Source organism: Streptococcus australis (assembly GCF_040226615.1).
Lineage (GTDB): Bacteria > Bacillota > Bacilli > Lactobacillales > Streptococcaceae > Streptococcus > Streptococcus australis_E.
Genome location: NZ_JBCOAT010000006.1, coordinates 81,610 through 106,575 on the forward strand (window position 1 = coordinate 81,610; position 24,966 = coordinate 106,575).

The 24,966-nt window shown below is 39.6% G+C and carries 24 protein-coding genes; 5 read left to right on the forward strand and 19 right to left on the reverse strand.

The genetic code is table 11. From position 1 onward, the window contains the following. Positions 1–5: 5 nt before the first annotated feature. From comA to apf, 11 genes are all read right to left on the reverse strand, one after another. Entirely contained in the window at positions 6–2,159 is a 2,154-nt protein-coding gene (gene comA, locus ABT997_RS06655) for a peptide cleavage/export ABC transporter ComA (protein ID WP_350019014.1), read from the reverse strand. A 282-nt stretch (positions 2,160–2,441) separates the two neighbouring features. After that, the gene (gene rpsD, locus ABT997_RS06660) at positions 2,442–3,053 is read right to left on the reverse strand and encodes a 30S ribosomal protein S4 (RefSeq protein WP_003009175.1); all 612 of its coding nucleotides are present in this window, start codon (positions 3,051–3,053) and stop codon (positions 2,442–2,444) included. Positions 3,054–3,647: 594 nt separating this feature from the next. Further along, positions 3,648–3,920: a Veg family protein gene (locus ABT997_RS06665; RefSeq protein WP_006595358.1), complete on the reverse strand. Its 273-nt coding sequence runs from the start codon at positions 3,918–3,920 to the stop codon at positions 3,648–3,650. 3 nt (positions 3,921–3,923) lie between these two features. Continuing rightward, positions 3,924–5,279: a replicative DNA helicase gene (gene dnaB / locus ABT997_RS06670; protein ID WP_006596978.1), complete on the reverse strand. Its 1,356-nt coding sequence runs from the start codon at positions 5,277–5,279 to the stop codon at positions 3,924–3,926. Between the two features lie 24 nt (positions 5,280–5,303). Next, positions 5,304–5,756 carry a 50S ribosomal protein L9 gene (rplI, locus tag ABT997_RS06675; protein WP_350019015.1) on the reverse strand — a complete coding sequence of 151 codons (453 nt, stop codon included), beginning with the start codon at positions 5,754–5,756 and terminating at the stop codon, positions 5,304–5,306. Then, positions 5,753–7,729 (reverse strand): GGDEF domain-containing protein, encoded by a 1,977-nt coding sequence (locus ABT997_RS06680; RefSeq protein WP_491009175.1) that lies wholly within the window; start codon positions 7,727–7,729, stop codon positions 5,753–5,755. Before ABT997_RS06680 ends, rplI begins: the two co-directional genes overlap by 4 nt. Positions 7,730–7,942: 213 nt before the next feature. After that, complete coding sequence (gene mnmG / locus ABT997_RS06685) at positions 7,943–9,856, reverse strand: tRNA uridine-5-carboxymethylaminomethyl(34) synthesis enzyme MnmG (RefSeq protein WP_350019017.1); 1,914 nt, start codon at positions 9,854–9,856, stop codon at positions 7,943–7,945. Between the two features lie 5 nt (positions 9,857–9,861). Further along, positions 9,862–10,317: an NUDIX hydrolase gene (locus ABT997_RS06690; RefSeq protein ID WP_343094006.1), complete on the reverse strand. Its 456-nt coding sequence runs from the start codon at positions 10,315–10,317 to the stop codon at positions 9,862–9,864. A 146-nt stretch (positions 10,318–10,463) separates the two neighbouring features. Next, positions 10,464–10,895: an SseB family protein gene (locus ABT997_RS06695; RefSeq protein WP_343094007.1), complete on the reverse strand. Its 432-nt coding sequence runs from the start codon at positions 10,893–10,895 to the stop codon at positions 10,464–10,466. 21 nt (positions 10,896–10,916) lie between these two features. Further along, positions 10,917–12,038, reverse strand: coding sequence for a tRNA 2-thiouridine(34) synthase MnmA (gene mnmA, locus ABT997_RS06700; protein ID WP_350019018.1), 1,122 nt, complete (start codon positions 12,036–12,038; stop codon positions 10,917–10,919). A 203-nt stretch (positions 12,039–12,241) separates the two neighbouring features. After that, the gene (gene apf / locus ABT997_RS06705; protein ID WP_350019019.1) at positions 12,242–12,784 is read right to left on the reverse strand and encodes an aggregation-promoting factor; all 543 of its coding nucleotides are present in this window, start codon (positions 12,782–12,784) and stop codon (positions 12,242–12,244) included. Positions 12,785–13,013: 229 nt separating this feature from the next. Between apf and sdaAB the strand changes: the two genes are divergently transcribed. Genes sdaAB through ABT997_RS06720 form a run of 3 tightly spaced genes read left to right on the forward strand, consistent with a single transcriptional unit; the run spans position 13,014 to position 15,197 of the window. After that, positions 13,014–13,685: an L-serine ammonia-lyase, iron-sulfur-dependent subunit beta gene (gene sdaAB / locus ABT997_RS06710; protein ID WP_350019020.1), complete on the forward strand. Its 672-nt coding sequence runs from the start codon at positions 13,014–13,016 to the stop codon at positions 13,683–13,685. A 9-nt stretch (positions 13,686–13,694) separates the two neighbouring features. After that, the gene (gene sdaAA, locus ABT997_RS06715; RefSeq protein WP_126405006.1) at positions 13,695–14,567 is read left to right on the forward strand and encodes an L-serine ammonia-lyase, iron-sulfur-dependent, subunit alpha; all 873 of its coding nucleotides are present in this window, start codon (positions 13,695–13,697) and stop codon (positions 14,565–14,567) included. A 3-nt stretch (positions 14,568–14,570) separates the two neighbouring features. Next, positions 14,571–15,197 carry an HAD hydrolase-like protein gene (locus ABT997_RS06720; RefSeq protein WP_350019021.1) on the forward strand — a complete coding sequence of 209 codons (627 nt, stop codon included), beginning with the start codon at positions 14,571–14,573 and terminating at the stop codon, positions 15,195–15,197. Between the two features lie 165 nt (positions 15,198–15,362). On the opposite strand, the gene ABT997_RS06725 is transcribed toward ABT997_RS06720, so the two are convergent. The 7 genes from ABT997_RS06725 to yfmF form a co-directional block, all read right to left on the reverse strand. Next, a complete protein-coding gene (locus ABT997_RS06725; protein WP_350019022.1) occupies positions 15,363–16,010 on the reverse strand; it encodes a LysM peptidoglycan-binding domain-containing protein in 648 nt (215 codons plus the stop codon). A 171-nt stretch (positions 16,011–16,181) separates the two neighbouring features. Next, positions 16,182–16,976, reverse strand: coding sequence for an energy-coupling factor transporter transmembrane component T family protein (locus ABT997_RS06730; RefSeq protein ID WP_350019023.1), 795 nt, complete (start codon positions 16,974–16,976; stop codon positions 16,182–16,184). Next, a complete protein-coding gene (locus tag ABT997_RS06735; protein WP_350019024.1) occupies positions 16,969–17,811 on the reverse strand; it encodes an energy-coupling factor ABC transporter ATP-binding protein in 843 nt (280 codons plus the stop codon). Before ABT997_RS06735 ends, ABT997_RS06730 begins: the two co-directional genes overlap by 8 nt. Continuing rightward, on the reverse strand, positions 17,796–18,623 hold the full coding sequence (locus ABT997_RS06740) for an energy-coupling factor ABC transporter ATP-binding protein (RefSeq protein WP_006595344.1): 828 nt from the start codon (positions 18,621–18,623) through the stop codon (positions 17,796–17,798). Before ABT997_RS06740 ends, ABT997_RS06735 begins: the two co-directional genes overlap by 16 nt. After that, entirely contained in the window at positions 18,624–19,163 is a 540-nt protein-coding gene (gene pgsA / locus ABT997_RS06745) for a CDP-diacylglycerol--glycerol-3-phosphate 3-phosphatidyltransferase (RefSeq protein ID WP_350019025.1), read from the reverse strand. Positions 19,164–19,259: 96 nt separating this feature from the next. Then, positions 19,260–20,546: an EF-P 5-aminopentanol modification-associated protein YfmH gene (gene yfmH, locus ABT997_RS06750; protein WP_350019026.1), complete on the reverse strand. Its 1,287-nt coding sequence runs from the start codon at positions 20,544–20,546 to the stop codon at positions 19,260–19,262. Next, positions 20,543–21,793 (reverse strand): EF-P 5-aminopentanol modification-associated protein YfmF, encoded by a 1,251-nt coding sequence (gene yfmF, locus ABT997_RS06755; RefSeq protein ID WP_350019027.1) that lies wholly within the window; start codon positions 21,791–21,793, stop codon positions 20,543–20,545. Before yfmF ends, yfmH begins: the two co-directional genes overlap by 4 nt. 152 nt (positions 21,794–21,945) lie before the next feature. Between yfmF and yaaA the strand changes: the two genes are divergently transcribed. Further along, entirely contained in the window at positions 21,946–22,314 is a 369-nt protein-coding gene (gene yaaA / locus ABT997_RS06760; RefSeq protein ID WP_350019028.1) for a S4 domain-containing protein YaaA, read from the forward strand. A gap of 1 nt (position 22,315) precedes the next feature. Beyond that, positions 22,316–23,404 carry a DNA replication/repair protein RecF gene (recF, locus tag ABT997_RS06765; RefSeq protein WP_350019029.1) on the forward strand — a complete coding sequence of 363 codons (1,089 nt, stop codon included), beginning with the start codon at positions 22,316–22,318 and terminating at the stop codon, positions 23,402–23,404. An 80-nt stretch (positions 23,405–23,484) separates the two neighbouring features. Here the strand turns inward: recF and guaB are convergent, their stop codons facing one another. Next, positions 23,485–24,966, reverse strand: a complete 1,482-nt coding sequence (gene guaB / locus ABT997_RS06770; protein WP_195348410.1) for an IMP dehydrogenase — start codon at positions 24,964–24,966, stop codon at positions 23,485–23,487.

The window sequence follows — 24,966 nt, forward strand, 5'->3', positions numbered from 1 at the left end:
CTCTCTTAACAAGTAACCAAATGGCTGTAATAGCCATTCTTTTTCAGTAGTTCTTCATGACTTCCTTCCTCCTTAAGACAACCCTGGTCCAGGAGGAAGACTTTTTCAGAACGCTCTGCAATCGTTAACCGGTGGGCAATAAAGATAATAGTTTTATCTAAGGCCATCAAGCGGTCCACAATTTTCTTCTCCGTCAAGATATCCAGGCTACTGGTCGCTTCATCCAGAATCAGAATCGGAGCATCCGTTAATAAGGCACGCGCCAAGGCAATCCGCTGCCGTTGTCCACCAGAAATTCCCATGCCATCCGTAGTCAATTCCGTTTGGTAATTGAGGGGCATGCGCTCAATGTCTTCTCGAATTCCTGCTATTTCAACAGCGCGCAAAATATCTTCCTGACTGGTTCCTTCCCGCGCTCCCAGTAACAAGTTCTCTAAAATCGTACCATTAAAGACATAGGGCTGCTGGGGTAAATAATTGATTTGCTGGCGGAGCAAGGTCTTATCCACTTGCTGGATATCCGTTCCTCCCAGACGAATCGTCCCTTTATTGGGTTGGTAGAAATTCACCATCATCTTCGCTAGCGTGGTTTTTCCAGAACCGGAAATACCGACAAAACTCACCTTGCTCCCTTTTTTGATCTTTAAGTTAATATCTGTTAAAACATTGGCTCCAAAACCGTACTTGTAGTCTACTCCCTCAAAAACCAGATCACCATCGATAGCCTCACGCTCTTGAAGGGGCTTCTTCTCTGCGAACTCAGAGTCTATCAAATAGACTTCATTCAGACGGGTATTGGCTACTCGAGCTGCTTGCAGTTTGGTTTGGAGGTTGATCAAATTCTCTAGAGGTCCTGTGAAATAAACAAGGAGAGTGTTGTAGGTGATCAACTGCCCCAAGCTCAATTCTTGCTTCATGACCAAATGAGCTCCCATCCACAAGACCAAAACATTCAAAATCAACTGGGCCAAGTGCTTGAGCCCCTTTTGCAGACTCTCCGCCTTGCTCATGGCAAAGGACTTCTTGAGATAGTCCACAAATTCTGAGTCAATCTTTTGATAACGACTACGCTCACTGGTAAGAGACTTGATGGTTTCAATCCCATTGATATCTTCGATAATAGAAGAAGACAAGACACTATTGGCTTCCATGGTTTCATTATTTAAGCGCTCAAAAGGCTTCATAAAGGCAAAAATAATGACCGCATAAATCGGTAGCAAGAGAATGGTCAAGAAAAAGAGGTGAGAATTTTGGCTAAACAGGACTACTGATAAAATCAAAACAATAGACAGATCCAAAAAGATTGAAAGCAGTGTACTAGCCAGAGCATCGATAATGCGGTTGGCATCTGTAAACCGCGACACCACTTCTCCTGTCCGTCGAGTTGCAAAGAAACTCATAGGCAACTGAAAAACATGCTTAATATAGGACAGAATGACATCAATAGATAAACGTTGACCTAAAACAAGAAGCAAGTAATCTTGCGCATAGGTCAGAACCTGCTGTAAGATGTAAACCACGATCAAACCTAGTGAAATCACACTTAGGGTCTGCTTCATCTGATCAGGCACATAAGTATCAATAATCGATTGTAGGTAGTAAGAACCAACAATATTGATAAGGGTTACCAATAACGTTGCAAGAACAATATGAAGGACTAATTGTCGCTGTTTAAACAAAAGAGGGACAAAGTCTAGGAGCCCATTTTTCTTTTCTTTACTCGGTTGATAGGCTGGAGTCGGGGCCAAGGCAATGACAATCCCTGTCCATTCCTTTTCAAACTCTTCGATCGTCAATTTGGTCATTTTTACCTTTGGATCTGGATCTGCTATGTAAAGATGCTTTTTATCTTTCTTATAGACTACGTAATAGTGGGGGAGACGCCCATCCTTGATCACGTGGACAATCAATGGATAGGTCACTCCTTCCAAGTCAAAAAGTGTGCGGTCTGCTCGGAAGGCGCGTGTCTCAAATCCCAACTCCTCAGCCACCTTGACCAGACCTAAGGCGGTCGTCCCATCTGCAGTCGTTTTTGCCTTCTCCCGCAGACTAGCTAAAGAATAGTATGATCCATAGTAACCAAAGACCATGGCTAAAGCTGCAACACCGCAATCTCTCATGTCAACTTGTTGGCGATAATGTTTTTTCTTAAATCCCATAAGAACCCTTTCCAATCGTTTGTTTCATCTTAACAAAAAGGACTATCTAAGAAGAAAAAATCGCTATTTGGTTTATTATTTTAGGTATTTGGTCATAAAAATATCGAAATCAGGAGAGTTGTTATCTATTTTGATAAAGAAAAACCGCCTATTTTTACGACGGTCATTTCTTTCTACGAAGTCAACTTAGGGAGCAACTAACTGAACAAACCCAGAAATCAACGGTTTAAGACAAAACAAAAAGCCCACTGTTGTAGGCTTTCTGTAAGGTATATCTTAAAATTAAAGCATTTTGTTGTAGAATTCAACGACAAGTGCTTCGTTGATTTCTGGGTTGATTTCATCGCGTTCTGGCAAGCGAGTCAATGAACCTTCCAATTTTTCAGCATCGAATGATACGAATGCTGGACGTCCAAGAGTTGCTTCAACAGCTTCAAGGATCGCTGGAACTTTAGCTGATTTTTCACGAACTGAGATCACTTGACCTGGAGTTACACGGTATGAAGGGATATCAACGCGTTTTCCGTCAACAAGGATGTGACCGTGGTTAACGAATTGACGAGCTTGACGACGAGTAGTCGCAAGTCCAAGACGGTAAACAACGTTATCCAAACGACGTTCTAAAAGAAGCATGAAGTTGAAACCGACTGTTCCTTCTTTGATCTTAGTAGCTTGTACGAACAAGTTACGGAATTGTTTTTCACCAAGTCCGTAAGAGAAACGAAGTTTTTGTTTTTCAGCTAATTGCAAACCGTATTCTGATAATTTTGAACGGTTGTTTGGTCCGTGTTGACCTGGTACGTAGTTACGACGTGCCAATTCTTTACCTGTACCTGTAAGTGACAAGCCAAGACGGCGAGATTGTTTCCAAGATGGTCCTGTATAACGTGACATTTGAAATGTCCTCCTATAAAAATAATTTTTTGTAGGAAATAACGTTTTAGACAAACCTGATTCGTTCAGAAAGCCTTCGCCCAAACAGCAAAGGTTACTTTTCTAGCTGGCTTCCTGTTGACGAGCTTCATTTTGTCCTGCTGTCATTTCGCACAAATTCTATTATACCACCAATACCAGTCCTTGTAAAGTTGCTTTCTCGTTTTTTTGTATTTCTTTCTATAACTGAAAAGTAAAATGAGGGCTTTTGGTTAGCGACTTTCTAAATTTCTAATTTCTGACTTCGATTATCATGTATTTCCTTTCCTGTCTTATAATATTTATTTTGTTTACATGAATCCTTACAGCTTATTTACAGCTAGTCAAGTATGATTGTTTTAACAGTCTCCAAATCTCTCTAAATTGTAGAAAGATTAAGAACATAAATGAGATGGCTCTTCAAAAGATTCCCTATCTATTATTGACAGATTTGCTTGTAAAGTTGACACCTTTGTCAAAAAATTTACACAATTAACATCTATTATACGGTTCATATCATCAAAAAAACCATCTCCTAGAAGAGATGGTTGGAATGGGTAGATCACCCTAACCAAATTAGTCTAAGTAATGAATCAGATTTTTCTCAGTTAAAATATCTGAATAAGTATACGATTCGACATAGGTCGTCGCTGGCTCACCAGGTAAACTATTTTCATTTGTATATTCGATAATAAACAAAGAAGGATAGACTTCAATTAATCGACCAAATTTATTTTTTTGACGTTTACGACCATTTTCCAAGGTCATTTCCACAATTTGGCCTTCATGAGCCTTGATTTCTTCTTTGATTTTTTTCATTTTTGCTACATCAGTAAATGCATCACTCATCCATTATTCCTCTACTCTCTTTGATATGCTAGAGAATTTATTATATTCCTTTTGGAAGATTAACTCCACTGTCCCACGCGCTCCCGAACGGTTTTTTTCAATGATGACTTCAACCTTATTATTTGGCAAGCCTTCTTCTTCCTCGCCTGCACGTTCATAATAGTCATCACGATATAGAAAGGCAACAATATCTGCATCCTGCTCGATGGATCCTGATTCACGGATATCTGATAGAACTGGACGTTTATCTTGTCGTTGTTCGACTCCCCGAGATAGCTGACTGAGGGCAATCACAGGAACCTTTAATTCCTTCGCCAAAATTTTTAATTGACGAGAAATTTCTGAGACTTCCTGTTGACGGTTTTCGCGTCCAGTCCCGGTAATCAACTGCAAGTAGTCGATGAGGATTAGACCGAGATTACCTGTCTCTTGTGCTAATTTTCTAGAACGAGACCGAATTTCTGTAATTCGAATACCGGGAGTATCATCTATATAAATGCTTGCATTGGCTAGATTTCCTTGTGCAATGGCATATTTTCGCCACTCATCGTCTGTCAGCTGACCCGTACGAATAGAATGGGATTCAATCAAGCCTTCTGCTGCCAACATCCGGTCTACCAAACTTTCAGCACCCATTTCCAGCGAGAAAATAGCAACTGTTTTATCCAACTTAGTTCCAATATTTTGGGCAATGTTTAGAGCAAAGGCAGTTTTACCAACCGCTGGACGAGCTGCAAGAATAATCAACTCCTCTTCATGAAGACCTGTTGTCATATGATCAAGATCTCGATATCCCGTTGCAATCCCAGTAATATCTGTTGTCTGCAAAGACCGAGTTTCAAGACTTCCAAAGTTGATATTTAAGATATCCTTGATATTCTTGAAACCACTCCGGTTGGCATTTTCACTAACATCAATCAGAGCTTTTTCTGCACCTGCAATAATTTCATCCGACGGACTCGCTCCATCATATGCTTGATTGATGCTCTCCGTTAAACGAGCAATCAGGCGTCTTAGAACCGCTTTTTCAGAAACAATCTTTGCGTAATATTCCGCATTGGCTGAGGTTGGAACAGAGTTGATGATTTCGGCTAGATAAGAGAGACCACCGATATTTTGTAAATCCCCTTGACTATCTAAAATATTGCGAACTGTCGTCGCATCAATAGCATCTCCCCTGTCTGCAAGGTCAATCATCGCCTTAAAAATTAACCGATGGGCATATTTAAAGAAATCTGCTGGCTCAATAAACTCACGAACAAAAACCAGTTTTCCCTCATCAATAAAGATGGCTCCTAAGACAGATTGCTCTGCTTGGATATCTTGAGGCTGGGTTCTTAATTCTTCTATCTCAGCCATAGTCATTCCTTTCTAACGATGTACTTAACCTTCATTTACTCGAATTTGGATAACACCTGTAATATCTTGATAAATTTTAACAGGCACATCAATCAATCCAACAGAGCGAATTGGCGAAGCCACTTGAATGTGACGCTTATCGATTTTAATTCCAAATTGTTTTTGTAGTTCTTCTGCAATTTTTTTATTGGTAATCGAACCAAATGTACGTCCATCAGGACCAATTTTTTCTGTAAATTGGACAACGGTCGTTTCTTCTGCTAATTTTGCTTGAATGTCTTTCGCTTCTGCGACTAGTTCCGCATGGGCTTTTTCTTCAGATTTTTGCTTACCACGAAGCTCCCCAATAGCTTGGGTATTGGCTTCCTTAGCTAAATTCTTTTTAATCAAAAAGTTTTGCGCATAACCTGTTGGGACTTCTTTAATTTCCCCTTTTTTTCCTTTTCCTTTTACATCTGCTAAAAAGATAACTTTCATTCTTCTTCCTCCTTATCCTTTTGGACCTCTTCTTGAATACAGTCAATCAACTGGGCACGAACCTGATCGATAGTTACATTTTCCAATTGAGAAGCCGCCGAATTAAAGTGGCCTCCGCCTCCCATTTGCTCCATAATTTTTTGCACGTTGACTTTGCTTCTGCTTCGAGCTGAAATGGAAATGCTTCCTTGTTCATTCAATGCAATAACAAAGGTCGCTTCAATTTTGGACATGGCCAACATACTATCCGCTGCTTTACTAATGGTGACTGTTCCATAAGGAACATCTGCTGCTCCTGTTGCCACAATAATATGTGGGAAGACCATTTGACCATTTAGGATTAATTCATTTACTTCGCGGTACTCATCAAAGTTAGTAGCTGAAATTTCCTGGATGAGAACACTATCACTGCCTCGGCTTCGTAAATAACTAGCTACATCAAATGTACGACTGGTTACGCGAACTGAGAAATTCTTGGTATCCAACATAATACCGGCCATCAGAACACTGGCTTGAATCTTATTCAAGCGGTTCTTCTTAGAATTCTGGAACTGAAGCAATTCCGTAACCAACTCACTTGCACTACTTGCGCCACTTTCAATATAAGTGATCATGGCATTTTCAGGGAAGTCTTCGTCCCGTCTATGGTGATCAATGACAATGACTTGTGAAAATTTCTCATACAAATCATTTGAAAGCGTGAGAGCTGTCTTCGAATGGTCCACCATAATCAAAAGGGATTGATCGGTTACCATCCGTAAAGCATCTGAAACTGTTACTAGTTTAGTCGCTCCATCTGATTGAATTTTTTCAACTGCTCGTTCGATATCCTGAGCCATAGACGTATCATCATAAACTGCATAAGAGCGTTCGTTGATATTGTTTGCAAATAATTGCATCCCAATCGATGCTCCCAAAGCATCCATATCTAATTTTTTATGGCCAACAACAAATACCTGATCAACTGATTTGATTTTTTCAGAAATGGCTGTCATCATTGCACGAGTTCGTGTGCGGGTGCGCTTGATAGCAGAAGCTGTCCCTCCTCCAAAGAAAATAGGATCCTTGCCTTCTTCTCTTTCTTTCACAACTGCTTGGTCACCACCTCGAACCTCAGCTAAGTTTAGATTTGACAAAGCAACTCTACCGATTTCATCATGTTTGCCATCTCCGTAAGAGAATCCCACACTTAACGTAATGGGTAATTCACGATTTTTCGCTTCCTCACGGAATTGGTCAATAATAGAAAATTTAGATTCTATTAATTGTTCAAGGACCGTATAGTCGGTAAAGAGATAAAAACGATCCATCACAACTCTTCGGTAAAATATATGGTATTTTTCCGAGAATTCTTCAACAAAGTTTGCAATAAACCCATTGATGCTACTGATATCTGAATCAGACACAACATCTTCTAAATCATCATAGTTGTCTACAGACATAATCCCGATGACCGGCCTAGTGGTTACAAGACCAACGTTGGCTTCGTACTCGCTTGAAGCATCAAAAAAATAAACGACACTGGCCTGGGAGTCTAGATAAACAGAATATTTCTTATCCCCAACGGTTGCATAATGGCCTTTCCCTTCAAAAGGAATCGCCAACACTTGTTGAAGGTATTCCACATCAAATTGTCCATCCTCAGTGGAAAAAATCAACTCCGCATAGGGATTGAACCACTCAACTTCATTGGTTACGTCGTTCACCTTGATCACACCAACTGGCATTTTATCCAGTAGCGAGGCCAACCCATTTTCAGCCTGATGATTGACATATTGAATTTGTTCTAGCTCATCCAACTCTACTTGCTTTAATTGATGAAGAAAGAGATAGATGACACCGGAAAGAATCAACAGAATCACAAATAAATTTACAATTGTGCCACCCAATAATCTGGAACTGATGGCTAATATAATAAATGCTAACAAACCTACCATACAATAATGGATAGGCGTCATACGAAATTTTTTCATCATAAACCTCTGTTGGGCCATTATACCATAAAACATAAGAAAAAGCGAGGCCAGTCAAGCCTTTCCACCAAAGAAAAAGCTGACAGGGATTAAGGTCCGGTCCCTCATTTGTCAAACGGTGTAAAGGATGTTTACACTATTGTAAATACACAGTAGAGCGAGAAAAGAAGTAGCTATTTGGCTACTTCTTCCACATATTTACATCATTACAAGTTAGGATTCTTTTTCTTGATTCTTAGAAATGCTCCGACTCTTGCCTTCAAGATACACCATCAAGATAGAAATGTCAGTTGGGTTGACACCTGAGATCCGGCTAGCTTGACCAATGGTCTCTGGATTAATCAGTTTGAACTTTTGACGAGCTTCTGTTGCGATGGAGTCAATATCATCCCAATCAATATTGGCAGGAATTCGTTTTTCTTCCATTCGCTTCATTTTTTCAACCTGATCTAAAGCTTTTGAGATATAACCCTCGTACTTAATTTCAGTTTCGATCAACTCGATAATCTTGTCATCTAGCTCCTCAGCAGCTGGTCCGATAAAGTTGACAACATCTTGATAAGATACTTCTGGTCTTCTCAAGAATTCTTTGGCTGTGACAGCATCTGTCAATGGTTTAAAGCCTAGCGCTGCCACCTTCTCGTTCGTTTCCTTTACAGGTTTTAGCTTAATACTGTCAAGACGCTTCATTTCATTTTCAAACTGATACTTCTTGGTTTCAAAACGTGCCCAACGTTCGTCGTCAACTAGACCAACCTCGCGACCGATTTCTGTCAAGCGCATATCTGCATTATCATGACGAAGAATCAAACGATATTCAGCACGACTTGTTAACAAACGATAGGGCTCAACTGTCCCTTTGGTTACCAAGTCATCAATCATGACTCCAATATAACCATCACTACGTTTCAAGATGAGCTCTGGTTTTCCTTGAATTTTTAGGGCAGCATTAATCCCTGCCACAATTCCTTGGCCAGCTGCTTCCTCATAGCCAGATGTTCCATTGGTTTGGCCTGCTGTAAAGAGACCTGAAATTTTCTTGGTTTCTAAAGTTGCCCGCAATTGATGTGGAAGAACCATATCATACTCAATCGCATAACCCGTTCGCATCATCTCAGCATTTTCCAATCCCTTAATAGAATGGACAAGATCTCGTTGCACATCCTCTGGTAAACTGGTTGACAAGCCTTGGACATAGACTTCTTCTGTATTGCGTCCTTCTGGTTCAAGGAAAAGTTGATGACGTTCCTTATCAGCAAAGCGAACAATCTTATCTTCAATAGATGGACAATAACGAGGGCCAACACCCTTTACAACACCTGTAAACATAGGGGCCCGGTGTAAATTGCTGTTGATGATCTCGTGACTTTGACTATTGGTATAGGTTAGCCAACAAGGGATTTGATCCTTTAAATAATCCTCGTCACGCGAATTGTAAGAAAAGTGATTTGGATTCTCATCACCAGGTTGAATTTCCGTTTCTTCATAATTGATTGACGATGCCTTTACACGTGGTGGCGTACCCGTTTTGAAACGACCAATTTCTAGTCCTAGATTTTTGAGATTGTCAGCCAAATTAATAGAAGCAAGGCTATGGTTAGGGCCAGATGAATACTTGAGATCCCCAATGATGATTTCTCCACGTAAAGCTGTTCCAGTCGTGACAATAACAGCCTTGGCCCCATATTCTTGGTGAGTCGCAGTTCGAACACCAATAACCTTCCCATCTTCTACCAAAATTTCATCAATCATGGTTTGGCGAAGAGTCAAGTTTTCTTGGTTCTCAACCGTCTTGCGCATTTCCTTAGAATAAAGTTCCTTATCCGCTTGGGCACGAAGTGCACGGACTGCTGGACCCTTTCCTGTATTCAACATCTTCATTTGAATGTAGGACTTGTCAATATTCTTGGCCATCTCGCCGCCGAGGGCATCTACCTCACGGACCACAATCCCTTTTGCCGAACCACCAATTGAAGGATTACATGGCAAAAACGCCAACATTTCTATATTGATGGTTGCAAGTAAAACTTTACAACCCATCCGGCTCGCAGCAAGCGAAGCTTCTACACCCGCATGTCCCGCTCCGATTACAATAATATCGTATTCTTCTATAAAATTATAAGTCATCTTTTTTATTCCTCCAGCTGAATATGTTGTAATTGTCCGTTCCAATCTGGTAAGGCCGTTTTTAAAAATGCCGGTTTCAGGTCAACAGTCGATAAGCCCTCTAAAGCAAGCCACTGGCAAGGTAAGGACTTTGTATCTTCCTGCATAACCAAAGGTGCTTCTTCCAGCAAGTCCACCAAATAATGAAATTCAATGTTATGGTAGTGAATCCCATCTTGTTCAAAGCGATTTTCAACAATGAAAGCTAGCTGACCTGCTCTAGATGCAACGCCAAGTTCTTCTTTTACTTCTCGAACCACAGCATCTTCAGTAGCTTCATCCACTTGAATGGCACCTCCAATCGTATAAAAACCATCCTCATCTTCTACGACTAACAAACGATTATCTTTTACAATCAAAGCAGTGGCTCTCACACCAAAAACCGTCTGATTCAACTTGGTCCGAAAATCCCGTTTTTGCATTTTACTTCCTTTCGAAACGACACAAAAATAGTCAAAACTCTGAGAAGTGCAGGACAAAAAAGCCTGCAACATCCATGAGCTTTGACCATCATTTCTATTGCTTTTATTATTGTAGCAAATTGAGAACATTTGTCAATTTAAATTTCCTAAGATTGGCGAATTGCTTCAAAAGCTCCTTTGTCAATATCAACTGGATCAGAGAATGCATCTAGAACAATCCCTCTCACTGGAAACTTTCTTATACTTTCTGCAGTAAATAAACAGTCCGTAAAAGGTATTTGCAACCAAGAAAAACGATCGTAATAATTTTTAGGAATATCCTGTTCCGTCAAGAAACAAGGATAAAAGTAGTCGTCTCCCTTTCGTAGAATATCTGGTGTTAGACGGACACCTTCTTGTTCGTCACTCCCATCCATTAAAGAAGCATCAAAGGGAACCCAAACTTTAGATCGCTTCAATTCCTTGAACAAGGCTTCAATAGACTCTGTCGTTTTCTCCCTCAAGTACCGATTCTTATAGTCAGAGGGAGTCATTTCGCTCTCTTTTTTATCTGTTCTTTTCTTAAAGAACTGAAACATCCTCGTTCCTCCCAGAAAATCCTAAATATACTGACAAACTTCTCCATCTCGATAAGCATTGTCAATCAAGCCGCCACCGAGACACTCTTCACCATCGTAAAAGACAACAGCCTGACCTGGTGTAATGGCCCGTTGAGGTTCTGAAAAAACGACCTCAGCCTTGTCTCCCTTGACATGAACCGTCACTTTGGAATCTGGCTGGCGATAACGGAACTTGGCTGTACATTCAAGTGTAAACTCCTCTGGCATATCTCGTGTAAAGTGAACTTGACTAGCTTGTAAACTTGTTGACATCAGTGCTTCATGATAGAAGCCTTGACCGACATACAGAATATTTTGACTCAGATCTTTACCAACGACAAACCATGGGGCATTGTCCCCACCTTGTTGACCACCAATTCCGAGACCACCCCGTTGACCAATTGTGTAATACATCAAACCGGCATGCTCACCCATATCCCGTCCATCTACGGTCATCATTCGGCCTGGCTGGGCAGGGAGGTAGTTACTGAGAAACTCTTTGAAATTCTTTTCTCCGATAAAGCAGATCCCGGTGGAATCTTTCTTTTTAGCTGTAGCTAATCCAGCCTCTTCTGCTAAACGGCGAACCTCAGGTTTTTCCAAATGTCCCAATGGGAACATAGTTTTTTGAAGTTGTTCTTGTGACAATTGGCTTAAGAAATACGTTTGATCCTTTCCATTGTCAACGCCACGTAGCATATGGACAATACCATCCTCATCACGCGCCACGCGCGCATAGTGCCCTGTTGCTACATAATCGGCACCAAGTGTCATGGCATAATCTAAGAAGGCCTTAAATTTGATTTCCTTATTACACATGACATCCGGATTTGGTGTCCGGCCTGCACGGTATTCAGCAAGGAAGTATTCAAAGACACGATCCCAGTATTCTTTTTCAAAGTTGACAGAATAGTAAGGGATGCCAATTTGGTCTGCAACTGCTGCTACATCCTTGTAATCTTCTGTAGCTGTACAGACGCCATTTTCGTCTGTGTCATCCCAGTTTTTCATGAAGATGCCAATAACATCGTAACCCTGTTGTTTTAACAACAAAGCCGTTACAGATGAATCGACACCGCCACTCATACCAACAACAACACGTGTTTTCGAGTTATCACTCATAGGTTTCTCCCATCTTTTCGTTTCTCACGATTGAAGGTCGTGGTTTGCTTCAACGATTGAAGGTCGTTTTGAGCATTATCAATTGTAACACGCTTTATAGTAGAAAACAAGCATCTTGCTATTCTACTTATTGACTATTGTATCTAGACGTTTACAAGTCTGTAAATCAAAAAGAGTCCAATTGCTGAACTCTTTCATCTACTTTAATACCAACCATTGGCCAGCCAGAAGTTTTTAGCTGCCGACCACGAACCATAGCGGTTGACAACATATTGATTGGCTACTTTTTCCTGATATGCTTCGGATAAATCACCGTTTAAATAAGAAAGGGATAACTGGTAACGACCATAATATTGGCCATTTTGCGCTGTGTAACTGCCACTTGATTCTTTCTGGGCAATCCATTCTTTAGCCGCTGCATCTTCGGCACTCAAGCCATCTGAAGCAGATACCGTAGTTGTTACTTGTGTAGTGTTAGCTTTACTAGTGGCAGCTTGCTCTGTAGTATTAGTTGTTGCCTTCTCATCTTCAATCTCTAAAACCTGACCAACTGTAATGAGATTTACATTGCTAATCTTATTTTTCTTAGCAATCGCATCAACCGTTGTATTCTTCTCTTTAGCAATAGCTGATAAGGTATCACCTGACTTTACAGTATAAGATTCTGCACTGGCGAGGACGGGAATAAACATTCCTGATAATAAGCTCAGTCCGATAACACGTTTTACAAACATTTTTTTATTCATGGTTTTACACTCCTTTTCTGTATGTTCTTTATCTTACAGAAGAAATGTTTCAGAAACTTTATGAAATCACGTCAAATGTTTCAACAATATGTTAGTAAGAATAAAAATACCTCAAATAAACTAGTTTTAAGTATCTTTTAAGTTTAAAACAAAATTTCCCTCTTAAATAGAAGAAAACATGCCCTAGATTTGTTATAATGAAAGAAAAGAAACCCTAAGGAGCTGACTGATGAATTCGCTTAAATTCCAATCCGTATTTGATATTATTGGACCGGTTATGATTGGACCTTCTAGTAGCCACACTGCTGGAGCTGTTCGTATTGGGAAAATTGTCTCTTCAATTTTTGGAGAGGATCCAACAGAAGTTGAATTTCAGTTGTTTAATTCCTTTGCCAAAACCTATCGTGGTCACGGGACAGACTTGGCCCTTGTAGCTGGAATTTTAGGCATGGATACAGATGATCCAAAAATCCCCAATAGTCTTGAAATTGCACATGAAAGAGGAATTCGAATCGTCTGGTCCATTCAAAAGGAGAGCAATGCTCCTCATCCAAATACGACGACCATCACGGTGAAAAATGATCACAAAACCATCTCCGTCACAGGAATTTCCATTGGTGGGGGAAACATACAAGTTACTGAGTTAAATGGCTTTGCAATTTCTCTAAACATGAATACCCCAACAATTATTATCGTTCACCAAGACGTTCCTGGGATGATCGCCCATGTTACAGAGGCGCTTTCCCGCTATGATATCAATATCGCCCAAATGAACGTTACCCGCGAAAAAGCCGGAGAAAAGGCTATTATGATCATTGAAGTAGATTCTCGAAATTGTGACGAAGCGATTGAGTTAATCCGTCAAATTCCCCATTTACACAATGTGAATTTCTTTCAATAAGGAGACCCCATGTTTTATTCAATTACCGAACTAGTTGAGCAAGCGACCCTCCACTATGAAGGAAATGTCGCAGAATTAATGATTGCAACTGAGTTTGAACTAACTGGTCGCGAGCGCGAAGAAGTTCTGACTCTTATGACTCGAAACCTCGAAGTCATGAAAGAATCCGTTCATCTTGGACTCAATGACCAACTTTCTCGAAGTGGCTTGACTGGAGGAGATGCTGCAAAACTAGATCGCTATATTCGATCTGGAAAAGCCCTCTCTGACTATACTGTCCTAACCGCTGCCAAAAATGCTATTGCTGTCAACGAACACAATGCAAAAATGGGCTTGGTCTGTGCTACTCCCACTGCTGGATCAGCTGGTTGCTTACCTGCTGTTCTTACTTCAGCCATCGAGAAACTCCATTTAGATGAACACAAACAATTGGAATTCTTATTAGCAGCAGGAGCTTTTGGACTGGTTATTGCCAACAATGCATCGATTTCAGGAGCTGAGGGAGGCTGTCAAGCCGAAGTGGGTTCCGCGGCAGCCATGAGTGCGGCTGCCTTGACGTTAGCTGCTGGGGGAAGCCCTTATCAAGCTAGCCAAGCCATCTGTTTCGTCATTAAAAATATGCTAGGCTTAATTTGTGATCCCGTTGCAGGACTGGTGGAGGTTCCTTGCGTTAAGCGAAATGCAATGGGAGCGAGTTATGCATATATCGCTGCAGATATGGCCTTGGCAGGAATTGAATCCAAAATCCCTGTTGATGAAGTCATTGACGCCATGTATCAGGTAGGATCAAGCCTACCAACTGCCTTTAGAGAAACGGCCGAAGGTGGTCTGGCAGCGACTCCAACTGGGAAACGGCTACAGCAAGAAATATTTGGAGAATAAGCTATGAAGTACATATTTTTCGACTTAGATGGAACCTTAGTCGATAGTTCCGAAGGTATTGAGACAACTTTTTTACATACTTTTAACGAACTGGGTGTTCCTGCACCTGATAAAAAAACGATTCGAACCTTTATGGGCCCTCCACTCGAGGTTACATTTACAAATCATGTTCCAAAAGAACTTGTCACAAAAGCTGTAGAAATCTATCGTACTTATTACAAAGAAACTGGCCAACAACAAACCTATCTCTACCCAACTATCAAAGAACTCCTTCATCAATTGAAGGGATTGGGTTATCACTTATTCATTACCACCTCTAAGAATCAGGAAGTGAGTCTCGAAATAGCCCATTCATTAGGAATTAGTGATTACTTTGAGGGGATTTATGGTTCTATCCCAGGATCTATGCACAAAGCTGATATCATTCATCGTGTACTATTGGACCATCAAATCCCAAAAGAGGAAGCTTGCATCGTTGGGGATACTAAATTTGATATCATTGGAGGAAAATCCGTTGGCATTCACACAATTGCAGTCAGTTGGGGGTTTGCACCTCTAGATCAATTAAAAGAGGAGACTCCTGACATCATCATAGACTCTCCCCTAGATTTACTCAGTCATTTAAGTTAATAAAAAAGGTTACAAATTTGTAAACCTTTTTTACGTATGAAATCACGCATGGATAAGAGTAGCCATGCTTCAGCAAAGTTGACGAACACAGTTATTTTTCTTTACAAGTCTTTCCCATGCTTGTCAAGGTAAGAAACAAAATAAAAAGAGGGGTTCCCCTCTTTTTTAGTATCCCCAAGCTGAAAGTCCCTGGTTTGAATAAGCATTATAAGCTGATTGGATTTGATCATCAACTGTAGCAGTTGAACCCCAACCTGGCATTGTTTGGAAAAGACCACTAGCTCCAGATGGATTTGCTGCGTTCACTTGACCGTTTGATTCGCGAGCAATAATGGCTTCCCAAGTTGATGCAGGAACACCTGTCATTTCAGCCATTCGAGCCGCTGCATATGATCCAGTTTCTCCAGCAGTATTCCCATTAGCAAGTACAATCCCATTTCCAGAATTTGTAACAACTGGTGCTGCATTATAAGTAGCATTAGCAGGAGTTGTTGTTGCTTCAGTCGCCACTCGATTTGTCGAAGCTTCGACTCCTGGTTCCTGACTGGCTGTAACAGTATTCACTTTGTTGATCAATGAGTTTGAACGTTCACCCAACTCAATAATTTGACCAGCGTGGATCAAATCTTGATTGCTGATTTGATTCAATTCAACAAGCTTTTCGATAGTAGTGTTATTCTTAATCGCAATTTCTGATAAAGTATCACCATTTTTCACTTCGTATGTTTCAGCATTCACTACCACACCAGTAACAAAAAGTGAAAGAGCTGAGATAATAGAAGTTAATGTCCATTGGACTTTTTTTGTGTTCATCAATACATTCTCCTTTCGAACATAATACTATCTTACACATTAAATGTTACAGTTAGTTATATTTTATGTTACAAAGGTTACAAAATCATGTATTTTTCATGCTAAAAACGCTATAAATAGCGTTTTTCTCCATTTTTTTAGAAAAAATCCCCTATATGTAGTGGTGGTATTCTAATATTTCAAACAAAAAATGATAGCACCAACTGCTACTATAGATAGAATAGCCACACTATCTAAGGCTTGCCATTTTAACTGCCGATATCGGCTTCTTCCCTCTCCACTTTTATAACCTCTTGCCTCCATGGCAATTGCAAGAGCATCTGCACGTTTAAAACTTGATGCAAACAAGGGAATTAAAATCGGTATAAAAGAGCGAATCTTCTGAAGGAGATTCCCTTCTCCAAAATCAACCCCTCGGGCTCTCTGAGCATTCATAATGCGAATCGTATCATCCATCAAGGTTGGGACAAAACGAAGGCTCATAGACAACATGAGTCCAATTTCATGGGCAGGAACTTTGATGATTTTAAATGGAGTTAACAACTTTTCTACTGCATCTGCTAAGCTTAAGGGTGTGGTTGTCAGTGTTAAAATCGTTGAAAATACAACAATGAGAATAAAACGACAAAAGATCACACCAGCTTGCGCAAGACCTTTATCCGTTACAGTCAAAAAATAAAATTGAAATAAGGTCTTACCGCCAGTCGTCGCAAACAACTGAAAGAGTGTAGTGAAAGCAATGATAAAGACCATCGATTTCAGGCCATTAATAAAAAAACGGAAGGGTATCTTGGCACTCAAAATCAACGCAAAGGCCAATAAAAATAACAGGGCATTCGTCATCACATTATTGGCCCAAAACAAAATAACAATTAATAAGAAAAGTCCCAGTAACTTTGCTCTTGGATCCATACGATGGAGAATGGAATTACCCGGTACATATCGTCCTAAAATCATACTATTCATGTCCAATTAACTCCTTAAACTCCTGTAAAGTGATTGGTAAAGTTGGCAAAGACAGTCCTTTTTGGCGCAAGCGCCAAGCAAATTTCGTCACTTTAGGTACGCCTAATTGTATGTTTTCTAATCCTTCTACATCCTGAAATACCTCCGTTGGATGCCCAGACCTAACAATTCGTCCTTTTTCCAAAACATAAACAAGATTTGCGTATTCTGCCACATCTTCCATAGAATGACTTACAAGAACGATGGTCATTCCAGCTTGATGAAGTGACCAAAATAGCTTCATTAATTCCCTTCTGCCTGACGGATCCAAACCAGCTGTTGGCTCATCCAGAACCAAAATTTCAGGTTCCATCGCTAAAATGCCTGCAATAGCGACCCGTCTCATTTGTCCTCCAGACAATTCAAAGGGACTCCGTTCAAACAACTCTTCAGAAAGACCGACTAAGCGTAATTTCTCCTTGGCAATGCTCTCAGCTGACTCTTGGTCTACTCCAAAATTTTGAGGCCCAAATGCGACATCTTTTACTACAGTCTCAGCAAAGAGTTGACTTTCTGGAAATTGAAATACAAGACCCACTTTTTTCCGAAGATCCTTTAGCTCTTTTTGAGAAGACTCAGAACTAATGCGCATATCATTCATTTGCACTTCCCCTTGACTGGGCAAAAGCAAACCATTTAATAATTGGAGGATGGTCGATTTTCCACTTCCAGTATGCCCAATTAGAGCTGTATAAGAACCGCTTGGGATTTCTATATTCACATCAAAAAGAGCCGCTCCTTCAAAAGGAGTACCTTCTTGATAGGTATAACTAAGCTGTTTTAAAGCAATTCCCATAATAGTTTTTCTAGCTCTCCTTCAGTCTGATAGGTTTCTCCAACTGGAAAACCTTTTTGATGTAACATGCTACGCAATCGATTGGCGAATGGTTCTTCTAATCCAATTTCATCTAGATCATCTCGAGAAAAGAGTTCTCTTGGAGTCAGATCCAAGGTCGCCTTCCCTTTTTCAAAGAGAATAACCCGATCACTTAGGGAAACTTCCTCTAAATCATGGGTAATAGAAATAACCGTTAACCCATATCGTTCTTTAACTTCTCGAACCGTACGAATTAGTTCTAGACGCCCTTCAGGATCCAACATGCTGGTCGCTTCATCTAAAATGATGATTTTAGGTCGTAAAGCAATAATTCCGGCAATGGCCACCCGTTGCTTTTGTCCACCGGACAACCTAGCGGGTTCGCGATCTTTGAACTCATCCATGCGGACCATCTTCAAAGCTTCGTCTACTCGTTGCACCATTTCATCTCTTGGAATTCCTTGGTTCTCCAATCCAAACGCCACATCATCTTCTACTGTAGCTCCAACAAACTGGTTATCCGGATTCTGAAAAACCATGCCAATTTCACTACGTTTATCCCAAACATTTTCAGGAGTTAACAAATCTCCAGAAATATAGATTTGACCAGATTCGGGTTCCAACAAGCCATCAATCAAACGGACTACTGTTGATTTCCCACTTCCGTTATGTCCAATAATGGATAACCATTCACCATGTTTCACGTGAAACGAAATATCATTTAACTGATGGTTCTCATCTGTTTTTTGGTATTTAAATGTAAGATTTCGAACTTCTATAATATTATTCATTTATCTAAAGGTATCTTTAAAGAGGTAGGCACTACCTTTAAAGTATTCATATCCAGAGTAGACTGTAAAGATTAGCGCGACATAAAGCGTAATTTGACCCAATAAGTCCCAATGGAAGAGAAGGAAAATAATGGCAAACATCTGTGAGAAGGTTTTAATTTTACCAGGCATAGCTGCAGGTAAAACAACTCCTCCTGTTTCAACCAATAACAAGCGGAGACCAGTAACGGCTAATTCACGGCAAATAATAATTGCAGTTATCCAAGCCGGAACCATCTTTAATTCAATCATCATGATAAAAGCAGACATGACAAGAAGCTTATCAGCCATAGGATCTGCAAATTTTCCAAAGTTACTAACAACTTTCCATTTACGAGCCAGATAACCGTCTAAATAATCAGTGATACTTGCAACTGCAAATACGATTGCTGCTGCCACATGCCAACCATAACCTTTACCAAATATTAGCATCAAAATAAAAATAGGAATAAACACAATTCGAATCAGTGTTAAGGCATTTGGGATATTTTCTTTTTTCATTCTAGTCTCCTTATTAGTTTACATGATAGTTTACATCTAATTGACAAAATTGACGTCGATTTAATTCGACAAAAGCATCATTCCACTCTTTTCCCGTTATTTAGGGAAAATGATAAAATCCGTCATATCACAAGCGTTGACAAAATCTCGCCCAACCTTTACAACATCTTGTAAAGAAATACTCTGTAAAATTTTTGGAAGATCAAATAGATTTTCACCTGTCTCAATTGGATTAAATTGAGTAGCAATATAATCCAAGGAATTCAAACCGTGTAAAAAATCTCCAAACATTTCACTTTTAATCGTATCCAAATGCTCTTGGGTCACATCAGGATCTTTCTCAAAATTCTTAATGGCCGTTCTGAACTGATGGGATATACTCACAGGTTCCGAAGTGTCCATCGTTAACATCACAAAGTGAAAGGAAGACTCTACTTCAATTTCTAGTGTCAAGGAGTTGTCAAGTTTACCAACTTCATAAAGCGACTGAAATCGCTTGGATGTCCACCCAAACATCATTGCAAACAATAATTTGAGGATAATCTTATAGCGATACTGGTAAAGAGGAGAAATCTGATTTCTTCCACGAATTCCAATTGCTAATTTCGGTGAAGCAACTTCCATCCGACTTGTCTCATTTTGAACAACCGGATTCAAGTCCACGGGTGAAATATGAGGAAGAGGATTTGAAGAGGTCTTCATCTCGAATTCAGAAACAAGGTTAACAAGACTGTCAAGATCAAAATTTCCGACAACCACTAGCTGCATATTGGATGGTTGGTAGAAATAATCGAAATTATCCTGTAAACTTTCTTCATCAATTTGAGAGAGAGAAGATCCAGTACCTGCAATATCTTGGGCCAAAGGTGTATCAGGATAGAGATTTGCCAGCGCTCTAAAAAATAATTGGTAGTCAGGACTATCTTGGTACATTTCAATTTCTTGCTGAATAATCAATTGTTCCTTCTTTAGAGAATCCTTTGAGAGATGAAGAGATTGTGTCATCTCCAGTAACAATCTCAGATTTTCATTGACATTCGAAGTAGTCGAAAAAAGATAACTGGTTTGTGTAAAGCTAGTAAAAGCATTGCTTTCAGCTCCCAGCTTTACAAAATGTTGTAAATAATCTTGACCATCTTGATCTTCAAATAATTTATGTTCAAGAAAATGAGCAATCCCTGCTGGAAATTCTTTTATTTCTTCTACTCCATCGACTGTAAATCTTGTGTCAATAGAACCGAATTTAGTAGAAATAATTGCATAGCTTTCATTAAAATCCGCTTTTGGAATTAAATATAACTTCAATCCATTATGGAGAGTTGTATGATAAACACATTCTCCAACAGCTGGATAATCTATTTTCTCCAAATCTTTTTTTATCATTCTCTTCCTTCCATAAAATAGACCGCTTGTAATTTGAGTGATTTAGCAACAGCCATAATTTCTTCTTTTGTCACCAGTTGAATGGCTTGAATCCAATCATCAATTGACAAGAACTGTTTTCCTAAAGCGGATTGTAGATAAGCTCTTTCAATCAAGGTTCCAGGTCGATCCTGCGACAATTTTGCAGCATTTATAATCATTTCTTTTGTCAAGCGTAACTCTTCACTTGTAAACTTACCTCTCTTCAAGTCACTCACTTGACGACTCATCAGAGTCATCGTCCGGGTTCTATTTTTTCTGTCGATTCCTGCATAGATACGCATAAAATGAGAAAAAATATCAAAATTGCTAGAGATAGTATAAGCCAATCCTTCTTTTTCTCGTATGACTGTAAACAATTTTGAGTGAGAGAAAGCACCCAGTAAACCATTTAAAACAATTAAAGCAAAATGCTCTTTCGCTCCATACTGCACAGGAAAGTGATATCCTAACTCTAAAATAGATTGATGAGTATCTCTTTGCTCGAGTCCTTCTCTGACAACATTTGAGAAGGATTGTGCATAAAAAATATTGACATGAGATTTACGAGGTTGTAAACTAAATTCACTAATCTTTTCAATGACTGCTAGTTCATTGAAATCACCCATAAAGAAAAAGTCAATCAGGTTTGTTTGAAGCATTTCTTGAAATGCTTGATAAGCTGACCCTTCATCCTCATTCTGAATCTGCTGGACGCTTCCATACTTACTTAGTTTCATATCAGCTTGATCATAAAACAAACGATTTAATTGTTGGTGAGCATAATAAAAATGATTTTCAATTTCTGCTTCTAGTTCTGTAACGAGATTTTTTTTCTCTACTGAAAAAGTTTCTGAATGAAAGCATCCATTTTCTGCAAGAGGAGCATTCAGAGATACCTTTAATAAATCCAACATCTGATCTGTCAGGACATTTTTCTTACTCAAAAAAGCATCACGGACATAGGATAAATTAATATCAATGTAGTGCATTTGGCCGCGTTTTGAAACAGAAGTAGAAAAATTGGCTCCATACAAGTTCGCCAACTGCCCTCTAAATTGCTGGGAAGTTGGATAAAGTTGATTAGCTGTTTCGATCATGCGCGAGGCTAGAACCCGTCCTGCTATTGTTTCTTCAGAAAGGGGGGCAGAGAATCGCACTTTAATCTCATTGGTCTTAAATTTTTCTGATTTCATAAAATGGATTCGAACACCAGTAACTAATTCCATCGTCATCCTCGTTCTAACAAATATTACTCTTCATTATATCATGAAATCCCTGTAAAATCTTTCCCAGACAGATTAAAAATCGTTTACACCGACTCGCCCTATTTTAGGTTTTTCATCCTTTTGTGGTATAATAACTATCATTGAGGTGAACTATGAACTATAAACTTTTTGATGAATTTATCACACTACAAGCCCTTTTTAAAGAACTAGGAATCATCCAAAGCGGTGGAGCTATCAAGGCCTTTTTACTTGAAAATCAAGTAGAGGTTAATGAAGAAGTGGAAACCAGAAGAGGACGTAAGTTACGAGTCGGAGATACAATCGAAGTGATTGGTGAGAAGGAAATCATAACGATAACACAACCTAGTCCAGAAGAAATTGAAGACTACCAAGCTGACAAGATAAAAAAAGAACGTGTTACTCAATTGGTGAAGAAATTAAACCAAGAACAAAAAAAACATTCTAAAACCAAAAAAAAAGAAGAGAATAAGCGGAAGCCTGTTCGTTTCCCAGGAACATAATATGTGGCTTAAATCCATACATATTCAAAAATTTCGAAATTATAAAGACGTAGATCTCCAATTCCACTCTGGTTTGAATATTTTCTTAGGCCAAAATGCTCAAGGCAAAACCAATCTCCTTGAATCTATCTACTTTTTAGCCTTGACCCGTAGCCATCGGACTCGTTCCGATAAAGATTTAATTCATTTTCAAGAGGAACAATTTACCGTTTCTGGAATTTTAGAAAAAAAGACTGGCTCTATCCCATTAGAAATTTCTTTATCCTCAAAAGGTAGAGTTACAAAAGTAAACCACCTGAAACAAAGCAAATTATCAACATATATAGGGAATATGAATGTCGTTCTCTTTGCACCAGAGGATTTACAACTCGTAAAAGGCTCACCCGCTCTTCGTCGCAAGTTTATTGATATTGATTTAGGACAGATGAAGCCCGTTTATCTATCCGATTTAACAGCCTATCATCATGTTTTAAAGCAGCGAAATAGTTACTTAAAAACAACGAACACAGTAGATCCAACCTTTTTAGATGTTCTAGATGAGCAATTAGCAGATTATGGTAGCCGGGTCTGCATCCATCGGAAAGATTTTCTTAAAAAATTAGAGTACTTTGGACAGGAAAAACATTTTGAAATTTCCAATCAAGCCGAAAAACTCACCATTCGGTATGATTCCTCCATTCCTTTTCAAGATGAACAAACGCTTCGTCCAACCTTTATCAAATTACTTCGAGAAAATCGGACAAAGGATCTCATCAAAAAAACAACCAGTGTCGGTCCTCACCGAGATGACATTAGTTTTTACATCAATGATATGAATGCTACTTTTGGTAGCCAGGGGCAGCACCGCAGTGTTGTTCTTTCAATAAAACTAGCAGAGATTTCACTGATTGAATCCTTGACGAAGGAAAAGCCTATTTTACTCTTAGACGATGTCATGAGTGAACTTGACAACAATCGTCAACTACATTTACTAGAAGTTATCTCCCGTGACATCCAAACATTTATTACAACTACAACCCTAGATCACCTAAAAGACTTGCCAGAAGACTTAAAAATCTTCAATATTCAATCAGGTCAAGTTGACGAATAATTAACAAAGTTGTCAATTTTTATTGACAACTTTTTGACACAATAAAAGTGTGAAATCATAAGATTTCACACTTTTATTTTTTATTGAACAGAGTAGTTTGGTGCTTCATTGGTAATTTGAACATCGTGTGGGTGGCTTTCTTTTAAACCTGCCCCAGACATTTCAACAAATTGTGCATTTTCGTGCAATTCTTGAAGATTGGCAGCTCCAACATATCCCATACCAGAACGAATACCACCAATCATTTGGAAGACGATATCGGCTGCAGAACCCTTATAAGCCACTCGACCTTCGATTCCTTCTGGAACCAATTTGTTGGCTTCATTAACAGAACCTTGGAAGTAGCGGTCGCTTGAACCTTTCTTCATTGCTGCAATGGATCCCATACCACGATAGGTCTTAAATTTACGTCCTTGGAAGATTTCAGTTTCACCTGGTGCTTCATCTGTTCCTGCAAACATAGATCCAAGCATGACTGCATGACCACCAGCAGCAAGGGCTTTTACAATATCTCCAGAATACTTGATTCCACCGTCAGCAATGATAGTTTTTCCATATTCACGCGCAACAGCAGCTGCATCATAAATAGCTGTAACTTGAGGAACCCCAACACCAGCAATTACACGAGTTGTACAGATTGAACCAGGTCCAATCCCAACCTTAACCACGTCAACACCTGCATCATAGAGAGCACGCGCTCCCTCAGCTGTAGCAATATTACCTGCAATCAAAGTGCGATCTGGGAAATGAGCTCGAATTTCAGCAATCTTACGAAGAACCCCTGCAGAATGACCATGGGCCGTATCGATGACAATGGCATCCGCACCAGCTTCAAACAATGCTTCTGCACGCTCAAAAGTATCAGATGTAACTCCAACAGCACCTGCTACTAAAAGACGACCAAATTCATCTTTAGCTGCATTTGGAAACTCAATAACTTTTTCAATATCCTTAATGGTAATCAAACCTGACAAACGACCATTCTCATCTACCAACGGCAATTTTTCAATGCGGTGTTCTTGGAGAATCCGTTCAGCGGTTTCTAAATCAGTACCGACTGGTGCAGTTACTAGATTTTCACTAGTCATCTGATTTGAAATTGGTTGATCATAATCAGAAATAAAACGTAGGTCACGGTTTGTCAAAATTCCAACTAGTTTACGATTTTCCATGGTTTCAACCACAGGAACACCACTGATACGGTAACGTCCCATAAGTTCATCTGCCTCAGCAATGGTATGTTCAGGTGTTAGGAAAAATGGGTCAATGATAACGCCGTTTTCAGAGCGTTTTACTTTACGAACTTCATCTGCTTGTTGGGCAATGGACATATTTTTGTGAATAACCCCAAGTCCTCCAGCACGGGCAATGGCAATAGCCATTTGGCTTTCAGTGACTGTATCCATCGCAGCTGTGATGATTGGGATATTCAACACAAGGTTATCCGCCAATTTTGTACGAAGATCTGCATCGTTTGGTAATACATGACTTTCAGCTGGAATGAGCAATACATCATCGAAGGTATAACCTTTTTTCAAAAATTTAGTGTCCCAATTTGACAT

Coding starts and splice junctions, on each gene's coding strand:
- comA (WP_350019014.1), bottom strand. CDS start 2,159: ATGGGATTTAAGAAAAAACATTATCGCCAACAAGTTGACATGAGAGAT.
- rpsD (WP_003009175.1), bottom strand. CDS start 3,053: ATGTCACGTTATACAGGACCATCTTGGAAACAATCTCGCCGTCTTGGC.
- ABT997_RS06665 (WP_006595358.1), bottom strand. CDS start 3,920: ATGAGTGATGCATTTACTGATGTAGCAAAAATGAAAAAAATCAAAGAA.
- dnaB (WP_006596978.1), bottom strand. CDS start 5,279: ATGGCTGAGATAGAAGAATTAAGAACCCAGCCTCAAGATATCCAAGCA.
- rplI (WP_350019015.1), bottom strand. CDS start 5,756: ATGAAAGTTATCTTTTTAGCAGATGTAAAAGGAAAAGGAAAAAAAGGG.
- ABT997_RS06680 (WP_491009175.1), bottom strand. CDS start 7,729: ATGAAAAAATTTCGTATGACGCCTATCCATTATTGTATGGTAGGTTTG.
- mnmG (WP_350019017.1), bottom strand. CDS start 9,856: ATGACTTATAATTTTATAGAAGAATACGATATTATTGTAATCGGAGCG.
- ABT997_RS06690 (WP_343094006.1), bottom strand. CDS start 10,317: ATGCAAAAACGGGATTTTCGGACCAAGTTGAATCAGACGGTTTTTGGT.
- ABT997_RS06695 (WP_343094007.1), bottom strand. CDS start 10,895: ATGTTTCAGTTCTTTAAGAAAAGAACAGATAAAAAAGAGAGCGAAATG.
- mnmA (WP_350019018.1), bottom strand. CDS start 12,038: ATGAGTGATAACTCGAAAACACGTGTTGTTGTTGGTATGAGTGGCGGT.
- apf (WP_350019019.1), bottom strand. CDS start 12,784: ATGAATAAAAAAATGTTTGTAAAACGTGTTATCGGACTGAGCTTATTA.
- sdaAB (WP_350019020.1), top strand. CDS start 13,014: ATGAATTCGCTTAAATTCCAATCCGTATTTGATATTATTGGACCGGTT.
- sdaAA (WP_126405006.1), top strand. CDS start 13,695: ATGTTTTATTCAATTACCGAACTAGTTGAGCAAGCGACCCTCCACTAT.
- ABT997_RS06720 (WP_350019021.1), top strand. CDS start 14,571: ATGAAGTACATATTTTTCGACTTAGATGGAACCTTAGTCGATAGTTCC.
- ABT997_RS06725 (WP_350019022.1), bottom strand. CDS start 16,010: ATGAACACAAAAAAAGTCCAATGGACATTAACTTCTATTATCTCAGCT.
- ABT997_RS06730 (WP_350019023.1), bottom strand. CDS start 16,976: ATGAATAGTATGATTTTAGGACGATATGTACCGGGTAATTCCATTCTC.
- ABT997_RS06735 (WP_350019024.1), bottom strand. CDS start 17,811: ATGGGAATTGCTTTAAAACAGCTTAGTTATACCTATCAAGAAGGTACT.
- ABT997_RS06740 (WP_006595344.1), bottom strand. CDS start 18,623: ATGAATAATATTATAGAAGTTCGAAATCTTACATTTAAATACCAAAAA.
- pgsA (WP_350019025.1), bottom strand. CDS start 19,163: ATGAAAAAAGAAAATATCCCAAATGCCTTAACACTGATTCGAATTGTG.
- yfmH (WP_350019026.1), bottom strand. CDS start 20,546: ATGATAAAAAAAGATTTGGAGAAAATAGATTATCCAGCTGTTGGAGAA.
- yfmF (WP_350019027.1), bottom strand. CDS start 21,793: ATGGAATTAGTTACTGGTGTTCGAATCCATTTTATGAAATCAGAAAAA.
- yaaA (WP_350019028.1), top strand. CDS start 21,946: ATGAACTATAAACTTTTTGATGAATTTATCACACTACAAGCCCTTTTT.
- recF (WP_350019029.1), top strand. CDS start 22,316: ATGTGGCTTAAATCCATACATATTCAAAAATTTCGAAATTATAAAGAC.
- guaB (WP_195348410.1), bottom strand. CDS start 24,966: ATGTCAAATTGGGACACTAAATTTTTGAAAAAAGGTTATACCTTCGAT.